Here is a 24,715-nt window from a genome sequence, read left to right as displayed (position 1 = left end):
CAGCCCATACGGCTGGTGACCACATCACAAAAACCCCAGGCAAGCACTCAGACAAATCTGATGTACTAGCGACTATGACCCTCACTGCGTGGATCGTTCTGGCTGTTGCTGTTGTTGTTGCGTTCGTCGTGGGCTACCTCGTAGGTGGCACGCGAAGCAAGAGCGCCCGCCCCGCCCCCCAGGAGGCGGAGCAGACCACGGCGGCGACCACCTCGGCGGTGGAAACCCCGGACACCGCACCCCAGCCGCCACGGCGCAGAGCCGCCATCATTTACAACCCCACAAAAAACGAGATGGACACGTTGAAGTCCGTGGCCACGACCGTGTGCCGCAACGAAGGGTGGGACGAGCCGCTGTTCATTGAGACCACAAAGGATGACCCCGGAACGTCCATGGCGCATGAGGCGCGTGAAAAGGGCGCCGAGGTGGTGATCGCGGCCGGCGGAGACGGCACCGTGCGTGCGATCGCGGAGGCGTTGGCTGACACCGACGTCCCCATGGGCATCATTCCGATGGGAACGGGCAACCTGCTCGCGAGGAACCTGTCGATTCCGCTCAACCGGTTCGAGTGGGCTATGCGTGTGGCCCTGTGGGGGCAGGATCGGGTGATTGATGCGGCGCGGTTGCGCACGTCGCCGGACGGTGAGGACACGCTGTTTACCGTGATGGCGGGGATCGGGTACGACGCCACGGTGATGTCAAATACCAGCGAAGATGCCAAGTCGCGCATGGGCTGGTGGGCGTACGTGCGGCAAGGGTCGCGCCAGTTGTTGGGCAAGCCCACCGAGGTGCGTATCCAGTTTGATGACGGAGAAGAAGAGACCCGGAAGATCCGGTCCATTCTGGGTGGAAACTGCGGAAAAGTGCAGGGTGGAATTGAGTTGATTCCCGGTGCGGTGATCGATGACGGGCACTTGGACGTGCTGACGGTGACGCCACGCAATGTAGCTGAGTGGGTCAGCGTGGTCACGTCGATTGCTGGGCGTTCTCGTAAAGGTATGCACGCCGATGTGACGAAGTGCGCTGCTGTGAAGGTACGCACGGAGAAGGAACTGGATGTGCAGGTCGACGGAGACGTGTTGGGCGAGACCGACTACCTGGAGTTGTCGGTTCTGCCGAACGCTTTGACGGTGCGCACGCCCAGCCCTGAGCAGGAACGCAACATCCGTTTGGACTCACTGTCGCTGGGAATCGGTAGGTAGCTCTCTGGCATTGAGTCGATTGTGTTGGGCGTAGTTTTTCGAATGCCCAGCGCTAAACGTTTTTAACGTCAATTATCTGCGCCGAGCAAGATTGATAATTTACATAGCCTCCCTATATAGTGTCGCTATGCATACTGCCGGACGCCTTTGAACCACGACGGGACAACACTGGACAGCCTCGCTTATGAGCTGGTGGCGCACAGTTCAAGTTTTCGACGTGCGTACGCACGCGGACTAGATGGACGGCGCTCCCTCATTGCAATTCGGGTCCTTGCCAATCTGCAATCCGGAGGGCCACTTCGCATAGGCGAACTCGCCACGCGTGAAGCGGTCACCCAGCCCACAATGACCGGGATTGTCAACCGCCTTGTAGCCGATAACCTCGTGGAACGTCGCGCCGACGCCCAGGACGCTCGCGCAAGCGCGGTCACGCTGACAGATGCCGGTCGGCAGGAACTCGAGCAGGCTCGCACTGCAGCCGCTCAATCCGTACGCCCTGCGCTCGAGACTCTCAGCCCCGACGACATCGAAATCCTTCAACGCGCAGCGAACCTCCTCGGCAAACTCGGCGACGCCCTCTCCGAATAACGCAAGCCACGCACTTCGATTGGAGACCATATCCGCATGTCACCCACACCCCCTAACTCCAAAAAGCCAAACAGCACCAAACTCCGCGACACAGAAGCTCAGAAGAAAGGAAAACAGCCATCAATCTTCGATCAGCCGATCGCTGTGTGGGCAATTTCTTTCGCCTGCATGGTGTCGTTCATGGGAATTGGTCTCGTCGACCCGATTCTTCCCGCGATCAGCCGCGAACTGAATTCGACTCCTTCCCAAACGATGCTCCTGTTTACGAGCTACCTTCTAGTCACTTCCGCTGCAATGTTCTTCGCCGGCTTCATTTCAAGCCGGCTAGGCGTGAAGCGCACGCTCACTGCAGGATTGGCTCTCATCGTGCTTTTCGCGACACTCGCGGGTACCGCAGGGAGCGTCGACGCGATTATCGGTTTCCGAGCCGGTTGGGGCCTCGGCAACGCACTCTTTATTTCGACCGCGCTCGCGGCAATCGTTGGCGCGGCTTCAGGAGGAGCGGGCCAGGCTATCATCCTCTATGAGGCAGCGCTCGGAGTTGGCTTAGCAGTCGGCCCACTTGTCGGGGGAGCACTCGGTTCGATCTCGTGGAGAATGCCGTTCTTTGGTACAGCAGCGCTTATGGCGATTGGGCTTGCTGCGGTTATCGCCCTTTTACCAAAACCCACCAACACGGCGACAAAAGCTTCTCTTTGGGCAGGGTTTAAAGCGCTTCGTCGCCCGCAACTACTCCTCTTGAGCATCGTAGCCTTGTGTTACAACTTCGGATTCTTCACACTCCTCGCCTACTCGCCGTACCCTCTCGAAGCAGCCGCAAAGAGTGTCGGAGTTTCGTTTGGTGCACACGAGCTGGGGCTGGTGTTCTTTGGGTGGGGTCTTGCACTTGCTTTCACCTCGGTGCTCGCAGCTCCGCGCTTGACCCGCAGGTTCGGACTCCTCCCGGTACTTTCGATCAACTTTGCCATGTTTGCCGCGTGCCTCATCACCATGGCAATTGGAGCCCATAGCTTGCCGACACTTGTTAGCACAGTCGTCGCGGCCGGATTATTTCTCGGCGTTCTCAACACTGCGCTCACTGAGGCGGTCATGGAGGCCACTGACCTTCCACGCAGCATCACAAGCTCAACGTACTCCGGCGTCCGGTTCTTAGGTGGAGCAGTCGCGCCTCTCGTTACTGGCCCACTCGCAGAAATGGCAGGTGCGGGAGCACCCTACTGCGTAGCAACAGTCGCTGTGCTTGGGTCAATGGCTATTCTCGTCAGCGGACGCAGACTTTTTACGGACATCGGCCGCCCGCACGTCACCTCACAAGAAGAGGCTTCAGCTATTACGGCGGGCGACGAGGTCTAGCACGCGAACACGCTCAGCTGTGACCAAAATGACCACAAGTTGCGCAGATCTGGCGACGGGTTGATGCTAAGTGTGAGAAGTCACTTCTGACCCCTCGAATCTACTACTCACTGAACCTAAGGACTCGCATGAAGAAGCTCGTTCTTGCACCGGCCGTTGCTTTGGTCGCTGGTGCTATCGCATTTTCCGGCACTCCTGCATTCGCCGCCCCCACTGCCGAATGCTCCAACAACACGTTGAACGCTAAGCAGGGGGCACAGTGCACCATCAAGCTTGACGCTGACAAGGTTCAAGCTCAGAAGGTTTCGATCAGCGTTTCGAACCTGCCTGCGGGCGCCAAGATCAAGTCGGTGGACGCTCCTAACAGCGCTGACCCAAGCCTCAAGCTGGTCACTCGCGTTGACGAACTTGCTGAAACACCGACGTTCGAGGTTTACGGCGTGGACGGCGTCACGGGCGGTGGCGACGGCGTTAAGAACCCTAACGGGGACTACACCGTCACTGTCACCCTCGAAGACGGCACCAAGGTCAACGCCGGTGTTATTCGCTACATCGACAAGGACAAGGAAGCTGCCGGTGACCCTGAGCTGTCGGCTCAGTTCGACAAGTACCACGTGGGCGCCTTCCGCGCAGCCGGAATGGTGGTGTCGTACAAGAACCTCGAGAGTAGCAAGGAATTCACTTGGGTTCTCAAGCACGAGGAATCCGGTAAGACTTCGACTGGAACCTTCAACTCAAACAGTGTTTCAAAGAATGGTGGCACCTTCTATGCCAAGGTAGAAGGTGCTGACAAGATGTCCGACTCTGAACTCAAAGGTAAGTACACCCTTACGTTGAAGGATGAGTCGGGTAAGACGCTTGACGCTTCAGTTTCGTTTACTGTGGTCGGTGACCGTGAAGATGTTGGTACACCACAGCCGAACAACCCTAAGCCTGGTGAAGGTGACAAGCCTAAGGAAGAAGCCGCTAAGTACGCTCTGAAGGTTTCGCCTAAGGAAGTAACCCCTGGTGACTTCGTAAAGAAGGAAAAGGGTGTCAAGCTTGTCGTCACTGGCCTGAAGCCAAACGAGAAGTTCACCTACTCAGTGTCCAAGCAGGCCGGTAACGGTAAGGTAGAAACCCTCTTCAACGACGTTCAGGCAAACAAGGACGGTGTATGGGCATACACCGTTTACGGTCGCGAAGCTGGAGCTGGGCTGCAGGGCTTCGTTGGAACCTACAAGGTCACCGTCAAGAGCGAAGAAGGCGTACTCACCGACACCTTCAAGGTCACCAACACCCCCGGTAAGAAGGACGAAGCAAAGCCAGGCGACAAGGGTGACGGTAAAGACAAGGGTGACGCTAAGGGCGGAGACAACAACTCCGGTAAGGGCGACGCAAAGAACACCGGCGACAACTCCGGTAAGAGCAACAACGCTAAGGGCAACGGTAAGTCTTCGAACACCCTGCCACGCACCGGTATGGAACTCTCCGGCCTGGTTGCTGGTGGAGTGCTCCTCACCGTGGGTGCGGCAACCGTTCTGGTTACCCGCCGTCGCACCAAATAAGACAAAACAGTGCCGTAACTCGTAACACAAGGCAACCCAAACGGCACTAGCAACCACGGCCAGTGGCCCGAGCATCGCGCTCGGGCCACTGGCCGTTTTCAGCACTTGTGCGACCAAAAGTTACAAAAGTCGCGATATTTGGATAATGCTCATATGCTTTCCAAGTAATTTTTAGCGATAACGAAGGACAGAGATGAAAAAGTTCTTGCTTGCCCCAGCGGTTGCAGTTGTAGCCGGTTCCATGACCCTCGCTGGTAACGTGGCATTCGCTGCTACCGCCCCGACTCCAGAAGCACCAAAAGTCGAGCAAGACGCCCCTAAGTCTGCTGAAGGTGACAAGCCTAAGGAAGAAGCCGCTAAGTACGCTCTGAAGGTTTCGCCTAAGGAAGTAACCCCTGGTGACTTCGTAAAGAAGGAAAAGGGTGTCAAGCTTGTTGTCACTGGCCTGAAGCCAAACGAAAAGTTCACCTACTCGGTGTCCAAGCAGGCCGGTAACGGTAAGGTAGAAACCCTCTTCAACGACGTCCAGGCAAACAAGGACGGCGTATGGGCATACACCGTATACGGTCAAAAAGGTAGCGCTGACCTGCAGGGCTTTGTTGGAACCTACAAGGTCACCGTCAAGAGCGAAGAAGGCGCACTCACCGACAGTTTCAAAGTCACCAACACCTCCGGCAAGAAGGACGACACTCCTAAGCCTGAGAAGCCAAAGCCAGAGGCACCTAAGCCTGAAGCTCCGAAGCCAGAGGCCCCTAAGCCTGGTGAAGGTGACAAGCCTGAAAAGGAAGCCACAAAGTACGGTCTGAAGGTTTCGCCTAAGGAAGTAACCCCTGGTGACTTCGTAAAGAAGGACAAGGGTGTGGACCTCGTTGTGACCGGCTTGAAGCCAAACGAGAAGTTCACCTACTCGGTGTCCAAGCAGGCCGGTAACGGTAAAGTCGAAAACGTTTTCAAGCATGTTCAGGCCAACAAGGACGGCGTGTGGGCATACACCGTTTACGGTCGCGAAGCTGGCGCTGGCATCGATGGCTTCTTGGGAACCTACAAGGTCACCGTTAAGAGCGAAGAAGGCGTACTCACCGACACCTTCACGGTCACCAACACCCCTGGTAAGAAGGACGAAGCAAAGCCAGGCGACAAGGGTGACGGTAAGAACACCGGTAAGGGCGAGGCTAAGGGCGGAGACAACAACTCCGGTAACAGCGACGCAAAGAACACCGGCAACGACTCCGGTAAGAGCAACAACGCTAAGGGTGACGGAAAGTCCTCGAACACGCTGCCACGCACCGGTATGGAACTCTCCGGCCTGATCGCAGGTGGAGCGCTCCTCACCGTGGGTGCAGCAACCGTTCTGGTCACCCGCCGCCGCACCAACTAAGGCAAAGCACCAGTCCTGTCATTCGCAGTACGGGGCTATTAGCACAAAACTCGTCGCCACATTAAGCGACAGTGTGCGGGGTCTGAGTGTTCGCTCAGACCCCGCATTTTTCGCGCCTACAAAACTTACAAAAGTTGTTTGCGTCACACATCCATGCGCATGGTGAAAGGGAACCTGTACCCACGAGCAAAGGATAGTGATGAAGAAACTACTTCTCGCACCAGCTGTCGCAGTCGTTGCTGGATCCGTAGCATTTACAGGTCCCGCAGCCGTTGCCACCTCGGCGACCCCTAACGAAACACCCGCCCAACAGAAGGCAACTGACGCTCCCACCTCCAAGGAAGGAAACGAAGGAAGCTCAGAGCCGGCGGGCGAAAACGAAAAACCGTCCGAACCCAAGTTGAAGATTACGCCGAAGAACATTTCGGCGGTGGACTTCCAGGACATCGACAAAACCGTAACCATTAACATCACCGGCCTGTCTCCCAACGAGATGGTGACCTACAAGGTGACAAAGAAGGGAAGCGACGTTAAGCCGTGGACCAAGACCCTGGGCAGTGGCCCATCGGGAGAGGTCAAGGAAAACTTCACTGCCCACTCGATTTTCAACGACCTCGAGGACGTTACCGGCGAATACATCGTCACTGTCACGGGTAGCGACCTGAACCTCGAAGAGACGTTCACGGTTACCGACGATGAAGGTTCTGGACCCGACGGCTCTACGCCAGGCATTGCGGTTGAAGACACCAAAATCCATGTGACGCCGTTCCGCGATAAAGGTTTCATCGTGCGTTACAAGAACCTGGAGCCAGGCAAGAAGTACACGTGGAACCTCAAGGGTGGCGAAGCGGGGGTCGAAAACTCCGACACCTTCACCGCTGAAAAGAACAGTGGCTCGTTCTACGTTGAGGTCGCGTCCGACACTGAGCTGGACGCCTTGCTGGGCAACTACACGGTGACCTTGGACGACGAAAACGGCAAACCGGTGGACACGACCGCTGAGTTTCAGGTCGTCAAGGACGATGAGCAAGCCGGTAACAACAACGAAGACAAACCGCGCTACATGATGTCGCTTGACCGCCCCGAGATCTCCACCAAGGAGTTCCTGAGCGAAGATTCTGGCATTCAGGTGGGCATTGTGGGCATGAAGCCAAACGAGAAGTTCACGTACACCGTGACCAAGGTTGACGGTGACGGAAAAGTTGAGGACTTCGAAGGCGAAGGGACCGCCGATGAAGAAGGCCGCGGTGGCACCGCCATTCACGGCGTTCAGAAAGGTCAGAGCGCCGAGAGCTTCGCCGGCAAATACAAAATCACGGTGAAGAGCGAACAAGGCGAACTGACTGAAACCTTCACGGTTGTCCACGAAGGCAAAGGTGGCGATGCCGAGGGTGGCGACGGTGGTGACTCCGGTGACGGCTCTGGTTCAGAGGAAGATGCCGAGGCCGGCGACGGCAGTGGCTCTGGGGACAGTGGGGCCGGAGACAGTGGGGCCGGCAGTGACGCTAGCGAGGCTGGCGACCTGCCCCGCACCGGTATGGGTGTCACTGGCCTGATCGCCGGTGGGGCACTCCTCACGGTAGGTGCGGCAACCGTCCTGGTGACGCGCCGCCGTAACAAGTAGGCGTGCGTCTGCCGCCTCGGGTGGGTGAGCCGGCTTCCCCGCCCCCGCCGAGGTGGTAGCCACCTCCCCCGTTTAACGTCGCGGGAGTAAGTGAACGAGTGAGTGAACCGCTGCGAAAGTGGCGGAGTCTGTTATGGGGCTCGAGCGGAATGCTCGAGCCCCACTTCTGTTCCGCGCAAAGTGAGCGTTCCGGCGCAATATAACGCGCCGTTTTGCTCGGTTTGCGCAGGAGATAATTCGAATGAGATTCGAACCTGATTAATTTTAGCGCTATAGTGAGTTGACATCATTTTAGAACGATAATAGAATGTACACACAAGGAGGTGAGCAAAGATGCTATACGCACACAACGAATCGACTGAGGATGCATACAACTACCCGGACGACGGCGTATTCGATGCATTTAGGGAAGTTGAGCGTGAGGCCCATTTAATAGAGGTCCAACGCGCAGAAGCACTCAGCGAGATCCTTATTTCTCACCTCTCCCCACTCAACCAAGACTCCACGGAACTGCGGGCCGTGTTTAACTCCGAACCTGGCGTCGCACCTACCATCACCGGCCAAGTTGCTACCACAGGGGCCGGCAGCGATTCGGGCCAAGGAGCCGCGTTCGGACTCAAGAGCAAACATCGACCTACTGTTTACCTGGAAGACACGGTGGCGTGCGTGGTCGTACCCAACCGTGGAACATTCGCCGTTAAAGCAATAGAAAAACTGGTGGAGACACTGCCGTCATCCACGATTGGCGCGTTAGCCGAAATCATGGATTGCACCGGACCAAATGTGATAACTCGAGCGCGGAAAATAATAACCGCAACGCTTTTGATGCCCAAGCTCTGGTCTCTTGTGAAGCAAGGGGTGGTCAGTTTTGACCGGCTCATGTACACCGTCAGCCGGGTCAGCTATACCAGCGTATGCATCCCTCGCTTTGATGAATTACTGACCGCCAAGCGCGTCGATGTCACCAACAAGACGTACCGGAAACATGTCAATGAGATCCTCGCGATGCTCACGTCGCCACAGTCGCGGAATGATGACGCCACACGAAACCGAACTGTCCAGTGCTGGGACAACGGCGACGGCACTTCCACGCTCAGAGTCACCGGTCCCACGCTTCGCGTTCAAGCGTTTTTTCAACGACTTCGCGGGTCCGCCAAAGCGATCAAATCCAACCACATCGACCCGTTCACCACGACCCTTGACGAAAAAGACCACAAGGTATTCTTCACACGCCCATCGAGCGGAAAGACCGAGATGCGAGTGGGTGATCTCGGCAAGGTAGTGATCGACGACGAGCGGCTGATGAACCAGCTGATGTTTGATTTGCTTCTCGGCTCCAAACCATCGACTACTGTGCGGGCCCGGATCATTCCCACTCGCCAGCAGGCACCCGCACGCGTTGAAAAGTCCGAGCGCAAGAGCGGTCGCGAAGGAGCTTCGGGACTCACCCAGATGCCCGTGTTCGAAGATCGATGGGAAGCGAACCGGGCACAGAACGTACACGAACTCGAGCTGTACATTTCGATGCCCACCGACGAAGAGTGGTTGAAATCCCAAGCCAGCATCAACCTGACGGTTCCCCTCATACACATGGTCAGAGAAAAACCACCTGGCAAAGTCTCACGCCAAGGGCTCAACAAGGAAAGCCCGCCGGGTAAACACCTTCAATTAATGCGACTCGATGAAAACTCAATACATGGAATCGTGCCTGATGAGCACGCGCTTCAGCCAGCGCTTAAAGATCGAGTGCATGTGCCAGTCATGCTGAACAACCGCATACCCATCGACCCGCAAACTGCAGACCAAGTGCTCATGGACGCAACATGGGTGTACCGACTTTTCACTGACCCGCAAACCGGCGTGGTACTCGAATCGACGCCCACCAAATACCGAGTAACCGCACCACTGAAACGCACCTTGGAAGCCAGGTGGGATGACTGCTCTGTGCCCTGGTGCCCTGTACCAGCCAGAGTGTGTGAAAAAGACCACATCGAGCCGTTCAATCACGCTAAGCCCACGCAAGGCGGGCAGACCGTGCTCGAAAACCTACACCCACTCTGCAAGAAGCACCATCAAGAGAAAACACAAAAACGAATCAGCGTGACTAGACGAGAGGACGGGGCACTCGCTTGGGAATTCCCTCGGATTGGTACCACGCTGGTTTACCCTCCGGAATCACGAATCAACCAGGCTCACTTTGAGCAGCTCCTTGAATACTTTGACACCGGCGAGGTCGACGTCAGCCACAGCATCGACAAGTTCCTTGCCGAGGAGCGCGAAGCTCGTGAACGAACGGGGGCCACAGAAACAACCACAGAAACAACCACCCAGCACGTCCCGCAAGTTGTCATCCACGCCCCGCATGCAGCTGTCGCCACCGCACAAGCGCCAATATCAGCACCCATGGATCCATGGGAAGCGTTTAGCCCGCAGCCCGGCGATGACCCGCCACCGTTCTAGTTGCCTGGCTCCCGTCGTCCGGCTGCCCTGTGGGCTCACACGCGCTTCTCAGTAACACAACCCGCAATCCGTGTGACCTGCTTAACAACTGAAGATTCACTGGAGACCGCGAAAAATGTGACGAACAAAACTTACAAATATTGTTGCGACGTCAGAAGAAAACCATAGTGAGTATTACACGCGAAAGAACTGTGGAAGGAATGTCATGAAGAAAATCATCCTCGCCCCAGCCGTTGCAATCGTAGCGGGATCTGTAGCGTTTGCTGGCCCCGCGGCAATCGCAACCCCAGAGGCCACAAACCCCGGCTCCGCACCCGCTTCAGCAACAGACGAGCCGGAAGCACCCAAGCCAGAATTTTCAGTTGAGAACAAGAAAAAGCAGGCCACTGACTTCCGCGACAACGGGCAAACCGTCAACTTCAAAAACCTGGAATCCGGCAAGAAGTACTCGTGGACGCTCACCAGTGACCACCATATTGAAGAGCCAGGCTCCTTCACAGCCGAAGACAGCGACGGGAACTTCACTGTCACACTTCCAAACCAGGACGGAGCGGCAGACGTCCTTATCGCTAACTACACCGTGACCGTCAAGGACGAAAACGGTGAGACTGTCGGCACCGCCACGTTCTCAGTAATCGGTGACGACGAGAACCCAGGTGACGAGAACCCAGACGACGGTGACAACCCAGACGCTTCCAAGCCTGAATTTTCAGTTGAGAACAAGAAGAAGCAGGCCACCGACTTCCGCGACAACGGGCAAACCGTCAACTTCAAGAACCTGGAATCCGGCAAGAAGTACTCGTGGACGCTCACCAGCGACCACAACATTGAACACCCAGGCTCCTTCACCGCCAAAGACAGCGACGGGAACTTCACTGTCACACCTCCAAACCAGGATGGAGCGGCAGACGCCCTGATCGCTAACTACACCGTGACCGTCAAGGACGAAAACGGTGAGACCGTCGGCACCGCCACGTTCTCAGTAATCGGTGACGACGAGAACCCAGGTGACGAGAACCCAGGCGACGGCGACAACCCTGACGCACCAAAACCAGAAATCTCGGTTAAACACGACAAGGTACGCGCCACACCGTTCCGCGACAACGGGCACGCCGTCGAGTACAAGAACCTGGAACCTGGCAAGAAGTACACCTGGAGCATCCACGGTGGCGAAGAAATCAGCTCCACCGGCACGTTTACCGCCAAAGAAGCAAATGGCACGTTCTACGTCGAAGTTCCTAGCGACACCGACGAAAGCGTCCTCCCTGGCGAATACACGGTGAAACTCGAGGATGAAAACGGCACCACCCTGGATTCAGTCACCAAGTTCACCGTAGTCAAAGACAGTGAAGACAGTGGCAACCCGGACGAACACGAAGTCCGGTACCAACTGAAACTGGACCGCCACGAACTGACCGCAAAAGAATTCCTCGACAAGGAATCCGGCGTTCAGATCGGTGTCATCGGCCTCAAGTCAAACGAGAAGTTCACCTACTCGGTCACCAAAGTTGACGGCGAAGGCAAGGTCGAAGACTACGAAAACGAAGCAACCGCTGACAAAGAAGGCCGCTGGGGAACCACGCTTAACGGTGTTCAAAGGGGCCAAAGCATTGAAAGCTTCGTCGGCAAGTACAAGGTCACCATCAAGAGCGAACAAGGCGAACTGACCGACCACTTCACCGTCACCAACGGCAAGAAGAGCGACAACGACGATGACGCTGAAGCAGGCGACAACGGCTCGGGCAGCGGTTCGGATAACGGTTCAGGTTCCGGCAACGACTCCAGCGCCGGCAACTCCTCGGACCTCCCACGCACCGGTGCAGGACTCACAGGCCTGCTCGCCGGTGGGGCACTCCTCACCGTAGGCGCAGCAACCGTGCTGATCACCCGCCGTCGCACCAAGTAAAACCCAGTAAAGCAACGCAACAACTAAATACGGCACGCAAGAGGGCCGGGGCACACAAAACAGCCTCGGCCCTCTTGCACATCCACACCCCAAATTCAGCGCCTGCCCACATACGTAGAAGCCCTCACCCACAATGTGACAGTTCACGAAAATGTCACGCACGGGGCGTATCCTCTTCGGTGACTGCAGGAACACCCGCACCCAAAGATTGGAACGCCATGGCCGAGCCCGCCAAAAGCTCACTTCGTAAAAAGGCTGAACAACGCTCGCAAGCCTCCGCCGAGGTCAAACGCGAAAAAGAGGCGGTAGCACGCGCAAGCGCAGAAGAATCCAACAAACACCCCGACGGCTTCCTAGCCCACCTCAACCTCAAACCCATCTGGTTTGCCGTCTCCTTCATCGCCCTCTTTGGCATCCTGCTCATCCCCACCGGCGATGGCCTCACCCTCGCAGGTAAACAAGCCCTCGCCATCCTGGCGTTCGCCATCATCATGTGGGTCACCGAAGCCGTCAGCTACACGGTGTCCTCAATTCTCATCGTCGGCATCATCACGATTGCTCTGTCGTTCGCCCCGCCACTCACAGGCGAAACCGCAGATGCCATGGGCACAAGTGACTCCATCAAATTAGCCCTCAGCGGCTTTGCCAGCTCAGCAGTAGCCCTCGTCGCAGCCGCCCTCGCACTGGCCGCCGCCATGCAGGCCACCGGCCTCCACAAACGCCTCGCCCTCCTCGTCCTCAAATTCGCCGGTGAAAAGACCAGCAACGTCCTCATCGGTGCCATCGCCATTTCCACAATCCTGGCGTTCTTCGTTCCCTCAGCCACCGCACGCGCCGGAGCAGTCGTCCCCATCCTCCTGGGTATGGTCGCCGCATTCGGCCTGGCGACCAACTCCCGCTTGGGAGCCCTGCTGATCATCACCGCCGCTCAAGCGGTTTCCGTGTGGAATGTCGGCATCAAGACCGCGGCCGCACAGAACATTGTCGCTACCAACTTCATCGAGACCTCAATGCAACAGCAGGTGTCCTGGGGTCAGTGGTTCATGTGGGCCGCCCCATGGTCGGTCCTGATGAGCATCGCTCTCTACTTCATCATGCGATGGGCCATCAAACCCGAAGTCGACCACATCGAAGGTGGTCGCGCAGTCATCGAACGCAATCTGAAAGAACTCGGCCCCATCACCGGTAAAGAAATCCGCCTCATCATCGTCGCGGTCATCCTGCTCTTCCTGTGGGCAACCGAAAAGTCCCTCCACCCATTCGACTCCGCAACGGTCACCATCGTCGCCATCGGCTTCCTGCTCCTCCCCAAGGTTGGCGTGTTCTCGTGGAAGACCGCCGAAAAGCTCATCAACTGGGGAACCCTCATCGTGTTCGCCGTGGGAATCTCGCTCGGTAGCCTTCTCCTTAAGACCGGCGCCGCAGAATGGCTGTCAGAAAAGACCTTCGGCGCAATCGGCATCACGAACATGCCAATGCTCGCCATGATCGCAATCGTCGGCCTCTTCACCATTCTCATCCACTTGGGCTTCGCTTCAGCGACCTCGCTCAGCTCCGCCCTCATCCCCGTGTTCATCGCACTCGCGCAGTCCGTACCCGGCGCGGCAAACGGGGGCATCGGATTCGTCATCATCCAGCAGTTCCTCATCTGCTTCGGCTTCCTGCTCCCCATCTCCGCGCCACAGAACATGCTGGCGTACGGAACCGGTGCGTTCACAGCCAAGCAGTTCCTCAAGGCCGGTATCCCCATCACCGTGGTCGGGTACCTGTTGGTCTTGCTACTTTCAGCCACCTACTGGAAGTGGATCGGCCTGGTCTAAGGCACGCGCCCGGGCGCCCACCCCGGGCGCTCCGGCCCACGGCCAACCAACCCACCTCACAAAGGTACATTCATGTCTCTTCAAAAAGACCTCGACTTCCGCACGCTGGCTGAAGCGTTCTACCTTCAAACCCTCGACCAGCTCTCCAGGGCCAACCTGGACGAACCGTCACTCCTACCAGACTGGTCACGCAAGCACGTGGCCGTACACATGATGCACAACGCAGAAGGATTCATGCGTCTGCTCCACTGGGCGCGCACCGGCGAAAAGACCCCCATGTACCCGTCCCGCGACGCCCGCGACCAAGCCATCGAAGATGACGTCAAACACCTCGAAAACGGTGACGTCATCACCATGTCACACGAGGTTGCAGACGAACTCGCCCACGACCTCGGCCTCCTCCCCCAGGACCGCTGGGAAACCCAGGTGGTCAGCGGACGCGGGGCCACTATCCCCGCCTCTGACATTCCGTGGCTGCGTGCCCGTGAGTGCTTTATCCACGCGCTTGACCTCAACATTGGGATGACTGCGCTGGACTTCCCCGCCGAGGTGACCGACCGGCTCCTAACCGACGTCACCTCCACATGGGAGGACCGGGGCGAACCCGTGAACTATCTGCTTCACTTCACCGACACGGGCGAAGACCTACACATGTGCACCAGCGAAGACACCCAACAGGTCCAGGTGACCGGCCACAAAGCCGAGGTTCTCCAACACCTGCTGGGCCGCGGTTGGCCAGTGTCCGGGCGCGATGACAACGCAAAAGGAGGCGCGGGTGACTCGACTCCTCGAGATCTCCCTGCGCCCCCTCAGTGGCTGTAAGGTTCTAAGGCTCTATCTATCTAAGGCTCTACCTACCGCCTGTGTACTAGCGTGGGTCGGCCTGAACGTGCTGGCGGGAGCAATGCTCCCGCAATCCGCGTCCGAGGTCGTTCCCCCTTGAGAATCGACACCACGTCTCCCGCTGAACCGGCGGCGAACACTCGGTCCACCGCGGCGGCATGCTGACGCGCGGCCTCTACTTTCTCTTCCATGGCCCTGAGCTGGCGACGGGCTTCGTCAACTTCCTCTCTAAGCTCGAGGATCCGCTTGATACCGGCCAGGTTGATGCCTTCGTCCTGACTCAGCTGCTGGATGAGCCGCAACTTGGCAACGTCGTCAGCGGAGTAGCGACGACCTCGGCCGGCAGTCCGCTCAGGGATCACCAAGCCAAGCCGGTCATATTGGCGAAGCGTCTGCGGGTGCATCCCAGCAAGGTCCGCTGCCACCGAAATGACATACACTGCTGCGCTTGAACTAATCACGGCGCATCATCCTCGGCTTGCCTTGGATGCGAGTCCCTCACGCGGGTCCTCGCCTTCCGTGGCTTTTGCGAAGGCTTCCACGGCCGCTTTTGCATCCGCGTTCAGGTTGCGTGGCACCGCAATCTCAATGGTGACCAGCAAGTCACCGGTCTGCTTACCGTTGATCCCCTTGCCACGGACGCGCAGAACCCGTCCAGACGGCGTGCCCGCCGGCACCCGCATGCGCACGGAACCGCCGCCCAAGGTTGGAACGTCGACCGTCGCACCCAGAGCCGCTTCCGCAAACGTCACCGGCAAGTTCATGCGCAGGTTGTTGCCATCGCGGGTGAACACGGGGTGCTTGTCAACGTGAACCGTGAGGATCACATCTCCATTTGGGCCACCGTTGGTTCCCGGCTTGCCTTTGCCTGCCAAGCGAACCTTCTGCCCGTCACTCACCCCCACCGGGGTGCGCACGGTCAGCGGTTTACCACCTGGCATCGTCAGTTTCACCGTTGCGCCTTCAACCGCTTCTTTAAACGACAAGCGCGTCGAAGCTTTGAAGTCGCCACCCTTCTGCGGGCCAAATCCTCCACCGGAGAATCCACCTGGTGAGTACCCTCCACCGGAAAAGCCTCCCGGCGAGTATCCTCCGCCAAAGTTTCCCCCGCCAAAGTTTCCGAAGATGTCTCCCAGGTCAGGTCCACCAGGACCGCCGGTTCCACGGGTCGTGTAGCCACCACCGGTGTTAAACAGGCCAGAGAAAATATCCTCGAACCCCTGGCCGGAGCCACCGGATCCGGCGCTGAAACGTGCGCCGGACCCCATGGCCCGAACCTGGTCGTACTGCTTTCGAGTTTCCGGATCCGACAGCACCTGGTTAGCGGCGCTGACGTCCTTGAACTTCTCTTCCGCAGCTTTATCGCCCGGGTTGGCATCCGGGTGATATTTGCGGGCCAGTTTGCGGTAGGCCTTCTTTATTTCCGAGGCGGAGGCGTCCTTAGAGACCCCCAGGGTTGCGTAGTAGTCCTTTTCAAACCATTCGTTCTGAGGTCCCGAGTTCATCTGGCACCTCCTTCCTTCTTACATTGCCGCTCGCGTGCTACGGCACCTTAGGCCGTAGCACGCGCCCGTCTTACTCTGCGGGTACGTGAACTCCCACACGTGCGGCTTTGAGGACTCGTTCGCCCATCCGGTATCCCGGCTGCATAACTAGGAAAACCGTGGGTTCTTCGACTTCCTCACTTGGTTGTTGCATAAGCGCTTCGTGAACGTTCGGGTCGAACACTTCACCGACTTCGCCGTACTGTTCAATGCCCAGCTTGTTCAGGGCTTCGAACAGCCTGTCGACGTGCTTTGCGAACGGCCCTTCGACGTCGCCGGCCTCGCGCGCCAGGCGCACTTCGTCCAGGATCGGCATGAGCGCCTCGGTCACCTTGACCATTCCGTTTTCGTGGGCGCGGTCGCGCTCACGTTCGGAACGGCGACGGTACGCCGCGTATTCGGCGTTGAGTCGCTGCAGATCCTCGAGGTGCTGCGCAGCTTCCGCTGACACTTCCACACCTTCGCTGTCGCTGAGTTCCGAGGCGTCCTCGGGGATATCTACCCCGAGGTCGCTCGCGTCGGCCGCTGGCTCTCCGGCTGCCGGTTCCCCAGCTGCTGGCTCTCCAGCTTCTGTGGCTTCGGCCCCAGCGGGCTCGGCCGCTGGTTCTTCGCCTACTGGCTGTCCGCCTGCCGGTTCCTGCGCGTCCTTAGGGGCGCGCACTTCACCGGTTTCGGGGTCCACACGGCGCTTGTCGGTAAACGAGAAGCCCTGTTCAGCAGGCTCCCCAGCGCTGTCGAACGGTTTCTCGGTGGACATTACTTGTTCTCCTCGTCCTCATCGATCACTTCAGCGTCTACCACGTCGTCGTCCGCGTTTGCGGAGTCAGCCGCACCGGCACCTGTAGCGTCGGCACCTGCGGCACCGTCAGCAGACTGCTGTGCGTAGAGTGCTTCACCCAGCTTGGTCTGCGAGGTCTGGAGCTTCTCCAGTGCCTTCTCAACAGCTGCGTCATCGTCGCCCTTGAGCGCTTCCTTCAGCTCGTCAACGTCGGCCTGAACTTCCTTCTTCACGTCTTCAGGAAGCTTGTCGTTGTTGTCCTTGATGAGCTTGTCGGTCTGGTAAGCCATGTTTTCAGCAACGTTGCGCTTGTCGGCTGCTTCGCGACGCTTCTTGTCTTCTTCCGCGTGCTCTTCAGCTTCACGCACCATACGTTCGATGTCTTCCTGAGGAATAGCCGAACCACCAGTGATGGTCATGGACTGTTCCTTACCAGTGCCCTTGTCCTTTGCGGACACGTGGACGATACCGTTGGCGTCGATGTCGAAAGACACCTCGATCTGTGGCAAACCACGTGGCGCAGGCGCAATTCCGGTCAGTTCAAAGGTTCCCAGTGCCTTGTTGTCGCGCGTGAACTCACGCTCACCCTGGAACACCTGGATCGAAACCGAAGGCTGGTTGTCTTCGGCCGTGGTGAAGGTTTCCGACTTCTTGGTTGGAATTGGGGTGTTGCGTTCGATGAGCTTGGTCATCACGCCACCCTTGGTTTCCAGACCCAGGGACAGTGGGGTGACGTCAATGAGCAGAACGTCCTTACGTTCACCCTTGAGCACACCAGCCTGAACAGCTGCACCGATTGCGACAACCTCGTCTGGGTTCACACCCTTGTTAGGTTCGCGACCACCAGTCAGGTCCTTCACGACTTCAGCGACTGCTGGCATACGGGTCGAACCACCAACCAGAACAACGTGGTCGATGTCCTTGACGTCCACACCAGCGTCACGGATGACTGCCTGGAACGGAGCCTTGGTGCGCTCGAGTAGGTCGTGGGTCAGTTCTTCGAACTTGGCGCGGGACAGGCTTTCGTCCAAGTGGATTGGGCCGTTTTCGCTCATGGACAGGTACTGCAGGCTGATGTTGGTGCTGGTTGCGCTGGACAGTTCCTTCTTGGCCTGTTCAGCTGCTTCCTTCAGACGCTGCATTGCCGAGGAGTCCTTGGTTGGGTCAACGCCGTATCCGCTCTTGACCTTTTCAACCAGCCAGTTAACAATCGCCTGGTCCCAGTCGTCACCACCCAGTTTGTTGTCTCCCGAGGTGGCACGCACCTGAATCGTGGAGAAGTCGTCATCGTCCTTGCCAACTTCCAGAAGCGACACGTCGAAGGTACCGCCACCGAGGTCGAACACCAGAATGAGTTCGTCTTCCTTACCGCGTTCCAGACCGTATGCGAGAGCTGCCGCGGTTGGCTCGTTGATGATGCGCAGAACGTTCAGACCAGCGATCTGACCTGCGTCCTTGGTTGCCTGACGCTGAGCGTCGTTGAAGTATGCGGGAACGGTAATCACTGCGTCGGTGACTTCTTCCTGCAGGTATTCTTCAGCGTCGTGCTTGAGCTTCTGCAGAATACGTGCCGAAACTTCTGGAGCAGTGAGCTTCTTGCCGTCCAGTTCGGTGGTCCAGTCAGTTCCCATGTGGCGCTTAACTGAAGCAACCGTGTTCTTGACGTTCATGACTGCCTGGCGCTTTGCGATTTCACCAACCAGCGAGTCACCGTTCTTGTTGACAGCCACGACCGATGGGGTGGTGCGTCCACCTTCGGCGTTAGCAATAACCTTGGGCTCTCCACCTTCCAAGACAGCCACTACTGAGTTTGTTGTACCGAGGTCGATACCAACTGCGCGTGCCATAAAATCATTCCTCCTCAGAGTTGAGTGCTTTTGACTCAAGCCTTAAACCTTCTACCTGACATGTCAAACCACATATCAGGAAACTTGCGTTCACTAGACTCAACTTTGGAGGCGCGCCTTTTATTCCGCTACGCAAAAACTTTTCTTCGCGCCGTTTGGCCATGGGCTTAATCGTCCGGAGCTCTTCACCTGGACTGCCCCACCCCGCAGATGCGAAGAACCATCTACCCAACACAGCTCAATTGGACTGCTCCCCATTAGTTGGACTGACGAGGATCAGTTGTTTACTAGTGAGGAGTATTTCTATGCGTGCAGATAGTACGTTGACTGCGAGTCAGCGGGAAGAGTTGGTGGCCTTGTTTGAGCAGGGTTTTAGCTACGGTGCTGCGGCTAATCGTGTCGGGGTTCGTCATGGTCCTGCTAAGAACTTGTACCAACGGTTTAAGTTGCGTGGCAGGCTATGTCTTGTGAGGAAACGTAGAAAGCAGGAATACTCCTTCGAGGTTAAAAAAGCAGTCGTTGAGCGTTATCTCGCTGGAGAGGCCCAGCTGGATATCGCTCGTGAGTTTGGTTTGTGGTCTGATCAGCAGGTTAAAGATTGGGCAGTGAAGTGGCGTAAGGGCGGCGATGAAGCGTTAAAACCTAGGCCCAAAGGCCGACCAAGAAAGTCAGGCAAGCCGAAGGTGCTTACTGAAGAAGACGCGCTACGGCGTGAAAACGAACTGTTGCGGGCGGAGAATGCGTATCTAAAAAAATTGCGGGACTTAAGGGATCAGGGACACGCCTAAAGGTCCAGGCGATCGTCGCCCTTAAGTCTGACCACCGTTTAAGCGACCTTTTGTCTGTTGCCGGTATGGCCAGATCGACATTTTTCTACCACCAGAAACGTCTCACGAGCCCTGATAAACACGCAGTCCTTAAGACCGCGATTCGGCACAGCTTCGAGTCCAACAAGCACCGTTACGGGTACCGCCGCGTGTGGCGCGACCTGCGCAACAAAGGCTGGGTAGTCAATCACAAGCTGGTATACAAACTCATGGACCAGATGGGGCTGAAAGCCAAGATCAGGCGCCGTCGATCGTATGTCTCCTACGCGGGCACGGTCAGCCGTATCGCCCCAAACATCCTTGATCGCAACTTCACCCGGGATAAACCCAATACCGCCTGGGTCAGTGATATCACCGAGTTCAACATTACCGGCCGCAAAGTGTACTTGTGCCCGGTCATGGACCTGTTCGACCGCACAATCATCTCCCACACCGTGTCAACCTCAGCAGCGACAACATTTGCCGTGTCATCGCTGAAAGAATCGATCACGGCCCAGGCCCCGGAACCTGGATGGATCATACATACCGATCAAGGATTCCAGTTCCAGCACATAGCCTGGCGCACCTTGGTCGAAAAACACGAGGGCAAAGTATCGATGTCTCGCAAGGGCAACTGCTACGACAACGCCGTAATAGAGAACTTCTTTAGCCACCTGAAAACAGAGATGTACCACGGCGAAACCTTCAACAACATCAAAGAGTTCACCAACGCAATCGATGAGTACATCAACTGGTACAACAACCAACGACTACAAGAAAGACTCAAAGGCCAAACACCCATGCAATACCGAAACCAAACCCTTCAAGCCCTAACCGCCTAAAATAAAACCAGTCCAACTTTCAGGGGCAAGTCCAAATCCAGTGTGTTGACTACACACCCTTTTTGTTCGTTTTGTTCACGTTTTTAGCCCAAAATCGCCTAGTTACCCAACACAGCACACCCAAAAACAGCTCACTTGTGGTGAGTAACCGAGGGGTTGTATACCCAAAAAGAGGAACAATGTCCCGAAACACCCACCCACAAAAGGGAACTATGACGCGACACATCAACACACATACACAGATAAAAGTCTCGGGACATCGGCCGAACACTGTCCCGAGACTTCTCAAACCAACGACAGCAATCAGTCTGGGATTGTTCGCCGCTTGGGCTGTCCACGACGCAGAAGAGTTAGTGACGATGGCACCTACGTCCCGCCGAGTCTTTTGCCAGCTGCCCGATTTTCTCCCCATCCCACAATCACTTCGCGAGCGCGGGTTATCTCAGAAACATGTGAACGTGTCACTTGGCCTCATGGCCGTGCCCGTAGCACTATCGGCCGTCGCAGGGGTCAAGACGAACGGCAAATCTCCTTGGTTCCGAGGCGGACTACTCGCTTTTGGAGTACACGGATTTACCCACCTGCTCAGTAGTGTCGCCACACGCAGTTACACGACTGGCGTTGCGACCGCACCGGTGGTCGTCTTGCCTTACTGGTTCATCGCTCAACGTGTTCTCCAACAGAATGGAGTCGAGGGTTCCACGCGGGGAGTCATCGCCACCGCGCTTGCCGCTATTCCCCTCACCGTAGGCGTCCACTTGATCTCCGCCGCGTTACTGCAAGAAGGCTCGCTCGGACCCGCACGTGCACTCGAAGATCGTTTCGCACCGCGTCGCCCAAACCAGTGCTGACACGTAGCACTGATACATCCCAAAACACAAAACAAGCGGCCCCGCGCAACACTCTGCGCAGGGCCGCTCGCCTTAAAGCACAACTTAGAAGTGCTGGTTGAGAAGCTCTTCAGCCTGACCTTCCCACTTGGCGTAAGCGTCAGGGAAGGCGGAAACCTGAACTGCCTGAGCAGCGTCACCAGGTGCCATCTGCTCCCACCCCTGGATCTGAAGGAGACCGTTTGGCGATACTTCAGGGTTCACGCCGTAGAACGACTTGGCAGCGAACACTGGGTCCTGAACCTGCTCAGGAGTTCCCCATCCTGCCGATGGGCGCTGCTGGAACAGACCCAAGGAGTCACGGTCACCGTAGTTGACGTTAATGAGGTTGGACTCCTGCGATGCAGTCATGAGGGCGATCTTGATGCCCTGACGGCTGATGCCGTTTTCCTTACCCACCTGAATGATGGTCTTTGCGTTCTCAACCTGCTCTGGGCTGAGGTCAGCAGCGGCAACAGCCTGCGCGTCGGGGAAAGCTGGCTTGGTGCCTTCGGTTGCCATGGCTGGGCCCGTTGCCAGGACGCCTGCAGCGAGAATTCCGGTTGCAATAGCGGTGCTCGTTGTGATGCGGGTAATGGTCTTCACGATGTTCGCTCCTGTCATGGATTGTTCTCGTTTCCTTGGCCCCAGTTCGCGTCATCTGCAGTGCGCTCATGCTGAACTGCCGGGGAAGTCGAGGAACCGAATCTCGGAGCCAATGTCTACGTTCACACAGGTCAGAGGCCTCAACAACCGATTTTTCATCAAAGGAATCTCACCGTTTCTTGGCCGATCAATGACCGTGCGAAACCCGAACCACCACCACGCACAGCTTGCACATGCGAAACACACACGAAAGCCCATCACATTTTGAGATGCTCCCTGGCCCTCACCTGAAAATTGTCCGCACCTTCAATGAATCCCTCACCCGCGTAGGCTTAGACACATGAACCTCACCGTGACAACGACCTCGGGCACTTTCGAAGGAACTACCTCACGCGACACCCGACGCTGGTCCGGAATCCCCTACGCGCACCCGCCGGTGGGAGCAGACCGGTTTCAAACACCTCGGCCTTTTGAAGCCCCCACAAACAACGACCCCCTCCCCGCAACGCGGTTCTCTAACCCTGTCCCCCAGTTCAACCCCATGGGCGACGGACCCAAGCGGACCGAGGACCCCAACTGGCTGACCGTCAACGTGTGGGCGCCGCTCGAACCGGTTGAAAATGCCCCGGTGATGGTGTGGATCCACGGGGGTGCGTACGTGGAAGGCTCGGCGGCGAACCCGCTGTACATGGGCGCGGTGTTTGCGCAGATGGGCGTGGTTTTCGTGTCGGTGAACTACCGGTTGGGCATCGAAGGTTTCATGGAGTTCCCGGACGCACCATCGAACCGAGGCTTACTCGACCAGGCGCAAGCGCTGCGGTGGGTACGGGAGAACGCCCAGGCCTTTGGCGGGGACCCAGCGAACGTGACGGTCTTTGGTGAGTCCGCCGGCGCCGGCTCTATTCACTGCCTGCTGGTCATGCCTGAAGCCCAGGGGCTGTGCGACCGCGCAATCCTCCAAAGTCCGCCCGCCATGGTGCTGGAAAAAGAACTAGCGCAAGACGTGACCGCGGAATTCGCCGCCCACGCCGCCCAGATGGGCCTGCCCGTCACGGAACCCACCGCACAGTCTTTTGCCAACCTCACGCCTGAGCAGGGCGAAGAACTCATGGTTGCGTTTTCGCAGGGTCAGGGCCGGTATTTCCCGAGGTGGGGCAAAGCGGCCGCGTTCACCCCACCTCTGGTTCCAGTGGTCGACGGCACTGTGTTGCCCGCCGATCCGTGGTCGCTGTCCCTCCCTGACGGCGTGGATGTTCTGGTGGGGCACACGCGCGACGAGTTCCGGCTGTTCACCAACCTAATGAGCGGCGAGGTGACCAAGGAGCGCGCGTATGAGCGGGTCGGCATGGTGGGGCCGGGTTCGCAGCTCCTGGAGGACGCGCAGGGCGACACCGGGGATCTTGAGGCCGCCCAGTCACAGGCGCGCGAACTGAGCATGAAATACGTCAAGGCTCTGGGCGATGTCACACCTGAGCAGCTGTTCGAATGGGTCCAAACCGACTACATGTTTACCGTGCCCACCCTTCTGGTCGCCGATGCCGCGCAGAAGCGAGGCGCACCCGCGTACTCGTACCTGCTGGCAGTCGACCCGGACGGTGGCATGGGTTCACCCCACGTGGCCGACCTTCCGCCGCTGTTTGGTTCGTTCCGTTCCTTCCACGGCAAGTTGCTGTACCCCAACCCTTCTGACGCGGACCACGCCTTGGGTCAGCGCATGCGGGAGGCGTGGGTTCAGTTTGCCCGCACCGGCGACCCGGGTTGGGAACCCTGGACGCGCGAGCAGCCCACAACCCGAGTCTTTGGCCACGAGGACCGCACGCGTGCCCACCCGTTCATGGATCGGTTCACGGCCTTTGACCATGCGCCTTCGCGCGCTTTACCCTTACTGGGTAGTAACGAGAGGGCCTCATGACCGAACCGAACAACACAACCCCAGAAGAACAGCCAGGCTCGCAGCCTCAGGCGCAGGCAGACGCGCAGGCAGAACAAGAGCAGTCGCACGAGACTGACCCACGCCCACAGTCGTTCAAAGACTTGAAACCGTGGGAAGGTGAGGCCCGCACTGGCGACAAGGTTCTCCTGTGGTTTCTCTTCGGGGTACCCGCCTTCTACATGGTGCTGCTGCCGTTCCGCCCCTTCCTCATTGCGAAAATCCCCACCGTTCTGGCCCTCATCACTGGTGCGCGAACAGTCATCGCAGGCGCTGGGGCATTCGCCGCAGTTGAAGGCCGTTCACTCACCCTGGTGATTCTGGCCGGGCTCGTTGGCATGCTGAAGTTCGACTGGCTGTTCTGGTTGGCCGGCAAAATGTGGGGCGAAGGTGTGCTCAGGCTGTACGCCACGACCCCTGCACAAAAGCGCCAGTTCGAAAAAATCAAGCGCATGCCACGGTGGCTGCTCTACATCATGCTGTTCCTCAGCCGTTTCCCTGGTGTTCCAGGCCCGATCATCGCGCTCATCGCAGGTTGGAGCCGCGTGCGTTTTTTGCCGTACTTCCTCGTCACCGCCGCCGGGGCACTCGTCATTTCGATCGCGCTCGCCACATTGGGCTACGTGATTGGTCAGCCTGCCGTCGACGTGCTCAAAGTCGTCGATAAGTACGCAATCTTTATTTCCTTGGCGCTGATCTTTGGGCTCGTTGCTTGGTCCAGCATCCGTAGCAACAAGAAGCGCCAGGCTTCCTAAACAAGCGCCGGTGTGAG

At 57.7% G+C, this 24,715-nt stretch carries 18 protein-coding genes and 1 pseudogene; 14 read left to right on the top strand and 5 right to left on the bottom strand.

Features of this window, described 5'->3' with window-relative positions:
• Positions 1-74: 74 nt before the first annotated feature.
• The 10 genes from JOE56_RS06585 (at position 75) to JOE56_RS06540 (ending at position 14,700) form a co-directional block, all read left to right on the top strand.
• A complete protein-coding gene (locus tag JOE56_RS06585) occupies positions 75-1,202 on the top strand; it encodes a diacylglycerol/lipid kinase family protein (protein WP_204515357.1) in 1,128 nt (375 codons plus the stop codon).
• Between the two features lie 192 nt (positions 1,203-1,394).
• Positions 1,395-1,790 carry a MarR family transcriptional regulator gene (locus JOE56_RS06580; RefSeq protein ID WP_204515356.1) on the top strand — a complete coding sequence of 132 codons (396 nt, stop codon included), beginning with the start codon at positions 1,395-1,397 and terminating at the stop codon, positions 1,788-1,790.
• Between the two features lie 36 nt (positions 1,791-1,826).
• Entirely contained in the window at positions 1,827-3,143 is a 1,317-nt protein-coding gene (locus JOE56_RS06575; RefSeq protein WP_204515355.1) for an MFS transporter, read from the top strand.
• 128 nt (positions 3,144-3,271) lie between these two features.
• Entirely contained in the window at positions 3,272-4,690 is a 1,419-nt protein-coding gene (locus JOE56_RS06570) for a hypothetical protein (protein WP_204515354.1), read from the top strand.
• A 193-nt stretch (positions 4,691-4,883) separates the two neighbouring features.
• Positions 4,884-6,068, top strand: coding sequence for a hypothetical protein (locus JOE56_RS06565; protein ID WP_204515353.1), 1,185 nt, complete (start codon positions 4,884-4,886; stop codon positions 6,066-6,068).
• A 199-nt stretch (positions 6,069-6,267) separates the two neighbouring features.
• Entirely contained in the window at positions 6,268-7,692 is a 1,425-nt protein-coding gene (locus JOE56_RS06560; protein ID WP_204515352.1) for an LPXTG cell wall anchor domain-containing protein, read from the top strand.
• Between the two features lie 333 nt (positions 7,693-8,025).
• Positions 8,026-10,152 (top strand): HNH endonuclease signature motif containing protein, encoded by a 2,127-nt coding sequence (locus JOE56_RS06555; RefSeq protein ID WP_204515351.1) that lies wholly within the window; start codon positions 8,026-8,028, stop codon positions 10,150-10,152.
• Positions 10,153-10,357: 205 nt separating this feature from the next.
• A complete protein-coding gene (locus JOE56_RS06550; RefSeq protein ID WP_204515350.1) occupies positions 10,358-12,058 on the top strand; it encodes a hypothetical protein in 1,701 nt (566 codons plus the stop codon).
• Positions 12,059-12,237: 179 nt separating this feature from the next.
• Positions 12,238-13,878: a DASS family sodium-coupled anion symporter gene (locus JOE56_RS06545; protein WP_338028638.1), complete on the top strand. Its 1,641-nt coding sequence runs from the start codon at positions 12,238-12,240 to the stop codon at positions 13,876-13,878.
• 72 nt (positions 13,879-13,950) lie between these two features.
• On the top strand, positions 13,951-14,700 hold the full coding sequence (locus tag JOE56_RS06540; RefSeq protein ID WP_204515349.1) for a maleylpyruvate isomerase family mycothiol-dependent enzyme: 750 nt from the start codon (positions 13,951-13,953) through the stop codon (positions 14,698-14,700).
• Positions 14,701-14,732: 32 nt separating this feature from the next.
• Here the strand turns inward: JOE56_RS06540 and JOE56_RS06535 are convergent, their stop codons facing one another.
• The 4 genes from JOE56_RS06535 to dnaK form a co-directional block, all read right to left on the bottom strand.
• A complete protein-coding gene (locus tag JOE56_RS06535) occupies positions 14,733-15,125 on the bottom strand; it encodes a heat shock protein transcriptional repressor HspR (RefSeq protein WP_239530652.1) in 393 nt (130 codons plus the stop codon).
• 63 nt (positions 15,126-15,188) lie between these two features.
• The gene (locus tag JOE56_RS06530; RefSeq protein ID WP_204515348.1) at positions 15,189-16,226 is read right to left on the bottom strand and encodes a DnaJ C-terminal domain-containing protein; all 1,038 of its coding nucleotides are present in this window, start codon (positions 16,224-16,226) and stop codon (positions 15,189-15,191) included.
• A gap of 70 nt (positions 16,227-16,296) precedes the next feature.
• Entirely contained in the window at positions 16,297-17,022 is a 726-nt protein-coding gene (locus JOE56_RS06525; protein WP_204515347.1) for a nucleotide exchange factor GrpE, read from the bottom strand.
• Positions 17,022-18,890, bottom strand: a complete 1,869-nt coding sequence (dnaK, locus tag JOE56_RS06520; RefSeq protein ID WP_204515346.1) for a molecular chaperone DnaK — start codon at positions 18,888-18,890, stop codon at positions 17,022-17,024. Before dnaK ends, JOE56_RS06525 begins: the two co-directional genes overlap by 1 nt.
• Positions 18,891-19,301: 411 nt before the next feature.
• Here dnaK and JOE56_RS06510 point away from each other — a divergent pair.
• Both JOE56_RS06510 and JOE56_RS06505 read left to right on the top strand, forming a co-directional pair.
• Positions 19,302-20,538: pseudogene (locus JOE56_RS06510) on the top strand (IS3 family transposase).
• 179 nt (positions 20,539-20,717) lie between these two features.
• On the top strand, positions 20,718-21,389 hold the full coding sequence (locus tag JOE56_RS06505; RefSeq protein WP_338028636.1) for an HXXEE domain-containing protein: 672 nt from the start codon (positions 20,718-20,720) through the stop codon (positions 21,387-21,389).
• An 84-nt stretch (positions 21,390-21,473) separates the two neighbouring features.
• Here the strand turns inward: JOE56_RS06505 and JOE56_RS06500 are convergent, their stop codons facing one another.
• Positions 21,474-22,031, bottom strand: coding sequence for a peptidoglycan-binding protein (locus tag JOE56_RS06500; RefSeq protein WP_102239279.1), 558 nt, complete (start codon positions 22,029-22,031; stop codon positions 21,474-21,476).
• Between the two features lie 322 nt (positions 22,032-22,353).
• Here JOE56_RS06500 and JOE56_RS06495 point away from each other — a divergent pair, with 322 nt between their 5' ends.
• Both JOE56_RS06495 and JOE56_RS06490 read left to right on the top strand, forming a co-directional pair.
• Positions 22,354-23,925: a carboxylesterase/lipase family protein gene (locus tag JOE56_RS06495; RefSeq protein WP_204515345.1), complete on the top strand. Its 1,572-nt coding sequence runs from the start codon at positions 22,354-22,356 to the stop codon at positions 23,923-23,925.
• Positions 23,922-24,698, top strand: coding sequence for a DedA family protein (locus tag JOE56_RS06490; RefSeq protein WP_204515344.1), 777 nt, complete (start codon positions 23,922-23,924; stop codon positions 24,696-24,698). Before JOE56_RS06495 ends, JOE56_RS06490 begins: the two co-directional genes overlap by 4 nt.
• Positions 24,699-24,715: the final 17 nt, after the last annotated feature.

This window comes from Brevibacterium paucivorans, from assembly GCF_016907735.1.
Classification (GTDB): domain Bacteria; phylum Actinomycetota; class Actinomycetes; order Actinomycetales; family Brevibacteriaceae; genus Brevibacterium; species Brevibacterium paucivorans.
This window is presented reverse-complemented; position numbering and strand designations above follow the sequence as displayed.

What these genes read in the sequence shown, in the direction of transcription:
- JOE56_RS06495 (WP_204515345.1), top strand. Translation starts at nt 22,354, where the DNA reads ATGAACCTCACCGTGACAACGACCTCGGGCACTTTCGAAGGAACTACC.
- JOE56_RS06535 (WP_239530652.1), bottom strand. Translation starts at nt 15,125, where the DNA reads ATGCACCCGCAGACGCTTCGCCAATATGACCGGCTTGGCTTGGTGATC.
- JOE56_RS06550 (WP_204515350.1), top strand. Translation starts at nt 10,358, where the DNA reads ATGAAGAAAATCATCCTCGCCCCAGCCGTTGCAATCGTAGCGGGATCT.
- JOE56_RS06585 (WP_204515357.1), top strand. Translation starts at nt 75, where the DNA reads ATGACCCTCACTGCGTGGATCGTTCTGGCTGTTGCTGTTGTTGTTGCG.
- JOE56_RS06575 (WP_204515355.1), top strand. Translation starts at nt 1,827, where the DNA reads ATGTCACCCACACCCCCTAACTCCAAAAAGCCAAACAGCACCAAACTC.
- JOE56_RS06490 (WP_204515344.1), top strand. Translation starts at nt 23,922, where the DNA reads ATGACCGAACCGAACAACACAACCCCAGAAGAACAGCCAGGCTCGCAG.
- dnaK (WP_204515346.1), bottom strand. Translation starts at nt 18,890, where the DNA reads ATGGCACGCGCAGTTGGTATCGACCTCGGTACAACAAACTCAGTAGTG.
- JOE56_RS06525 (WP_204515347.1), bottom strand. Translation starts at nt 17,022, where the DNA reads ATGTCCACCGAGAAACCGTTCGACAGCGCTGGGGAGCCTGCTGAACAG.
- JOE56_RS06530 (WP_204515348.1), bottom strand. Translation starts at nt 16,226, where the DNA reads ATGAACTCGGGACCTCAGAACGAATGGTTTGAAAAGGACTACTACGCA.
- JOE56_RS06500 (WP_102239279.1), bottom strand. Translation starts at nt 22,031, where the DNA reads ATGACAGGAGCGAACATCGTGAAGACCATTACCCGCATCACAACGAGC.
- JOE56_RS06565 (WP_204515353.1), top strand. Translation starts at nt 4,884, where the DNA reads ATGAAAAAGTTCTTGCTTGCCCCAGCGGTTGCAGTTGTAGCCGGTTCC.
- JOE56_RS06555 (WP_204515351.1), top strand. Translation starts at nt 8,026, where the DNA reads ATGCTATACGCACACAACGAATCGACTGAGGATGCATACAACTACCCG.
- JOE56_RS06560 (WP_204515352.1), top strand. Translation starts at nt 6,268, where the DNA reads ATGAAGAAACTACTTCTCGCACCAGCTGTCGCAGTCGTTGCTGGATCC.
- JOE56_RS06540 (WP_204515349.1), top strand. Translation starts at nt 13,951, where the DNA reads ATGTCTCTTCAAAAAGACCTCGACTTCCGCACGCTGGCTGAAGCGTTC.
- JOE56_RS06505 (WP_338028636.1), top strand. Translation starts at nt 20,718, where the DNA reads ATGTCCCGAAACACCCACCCACAAAAGGGAACTATGACGCGACACATC.
- JOE56_RS06570 (WP_204515354.1), top strand. Translation starts at nt 3,272, where the DNA reads ATGAAGAAGCTCGTTCTTGCACCGGCCGTTGCTTTGGTCGCTGGTGCT.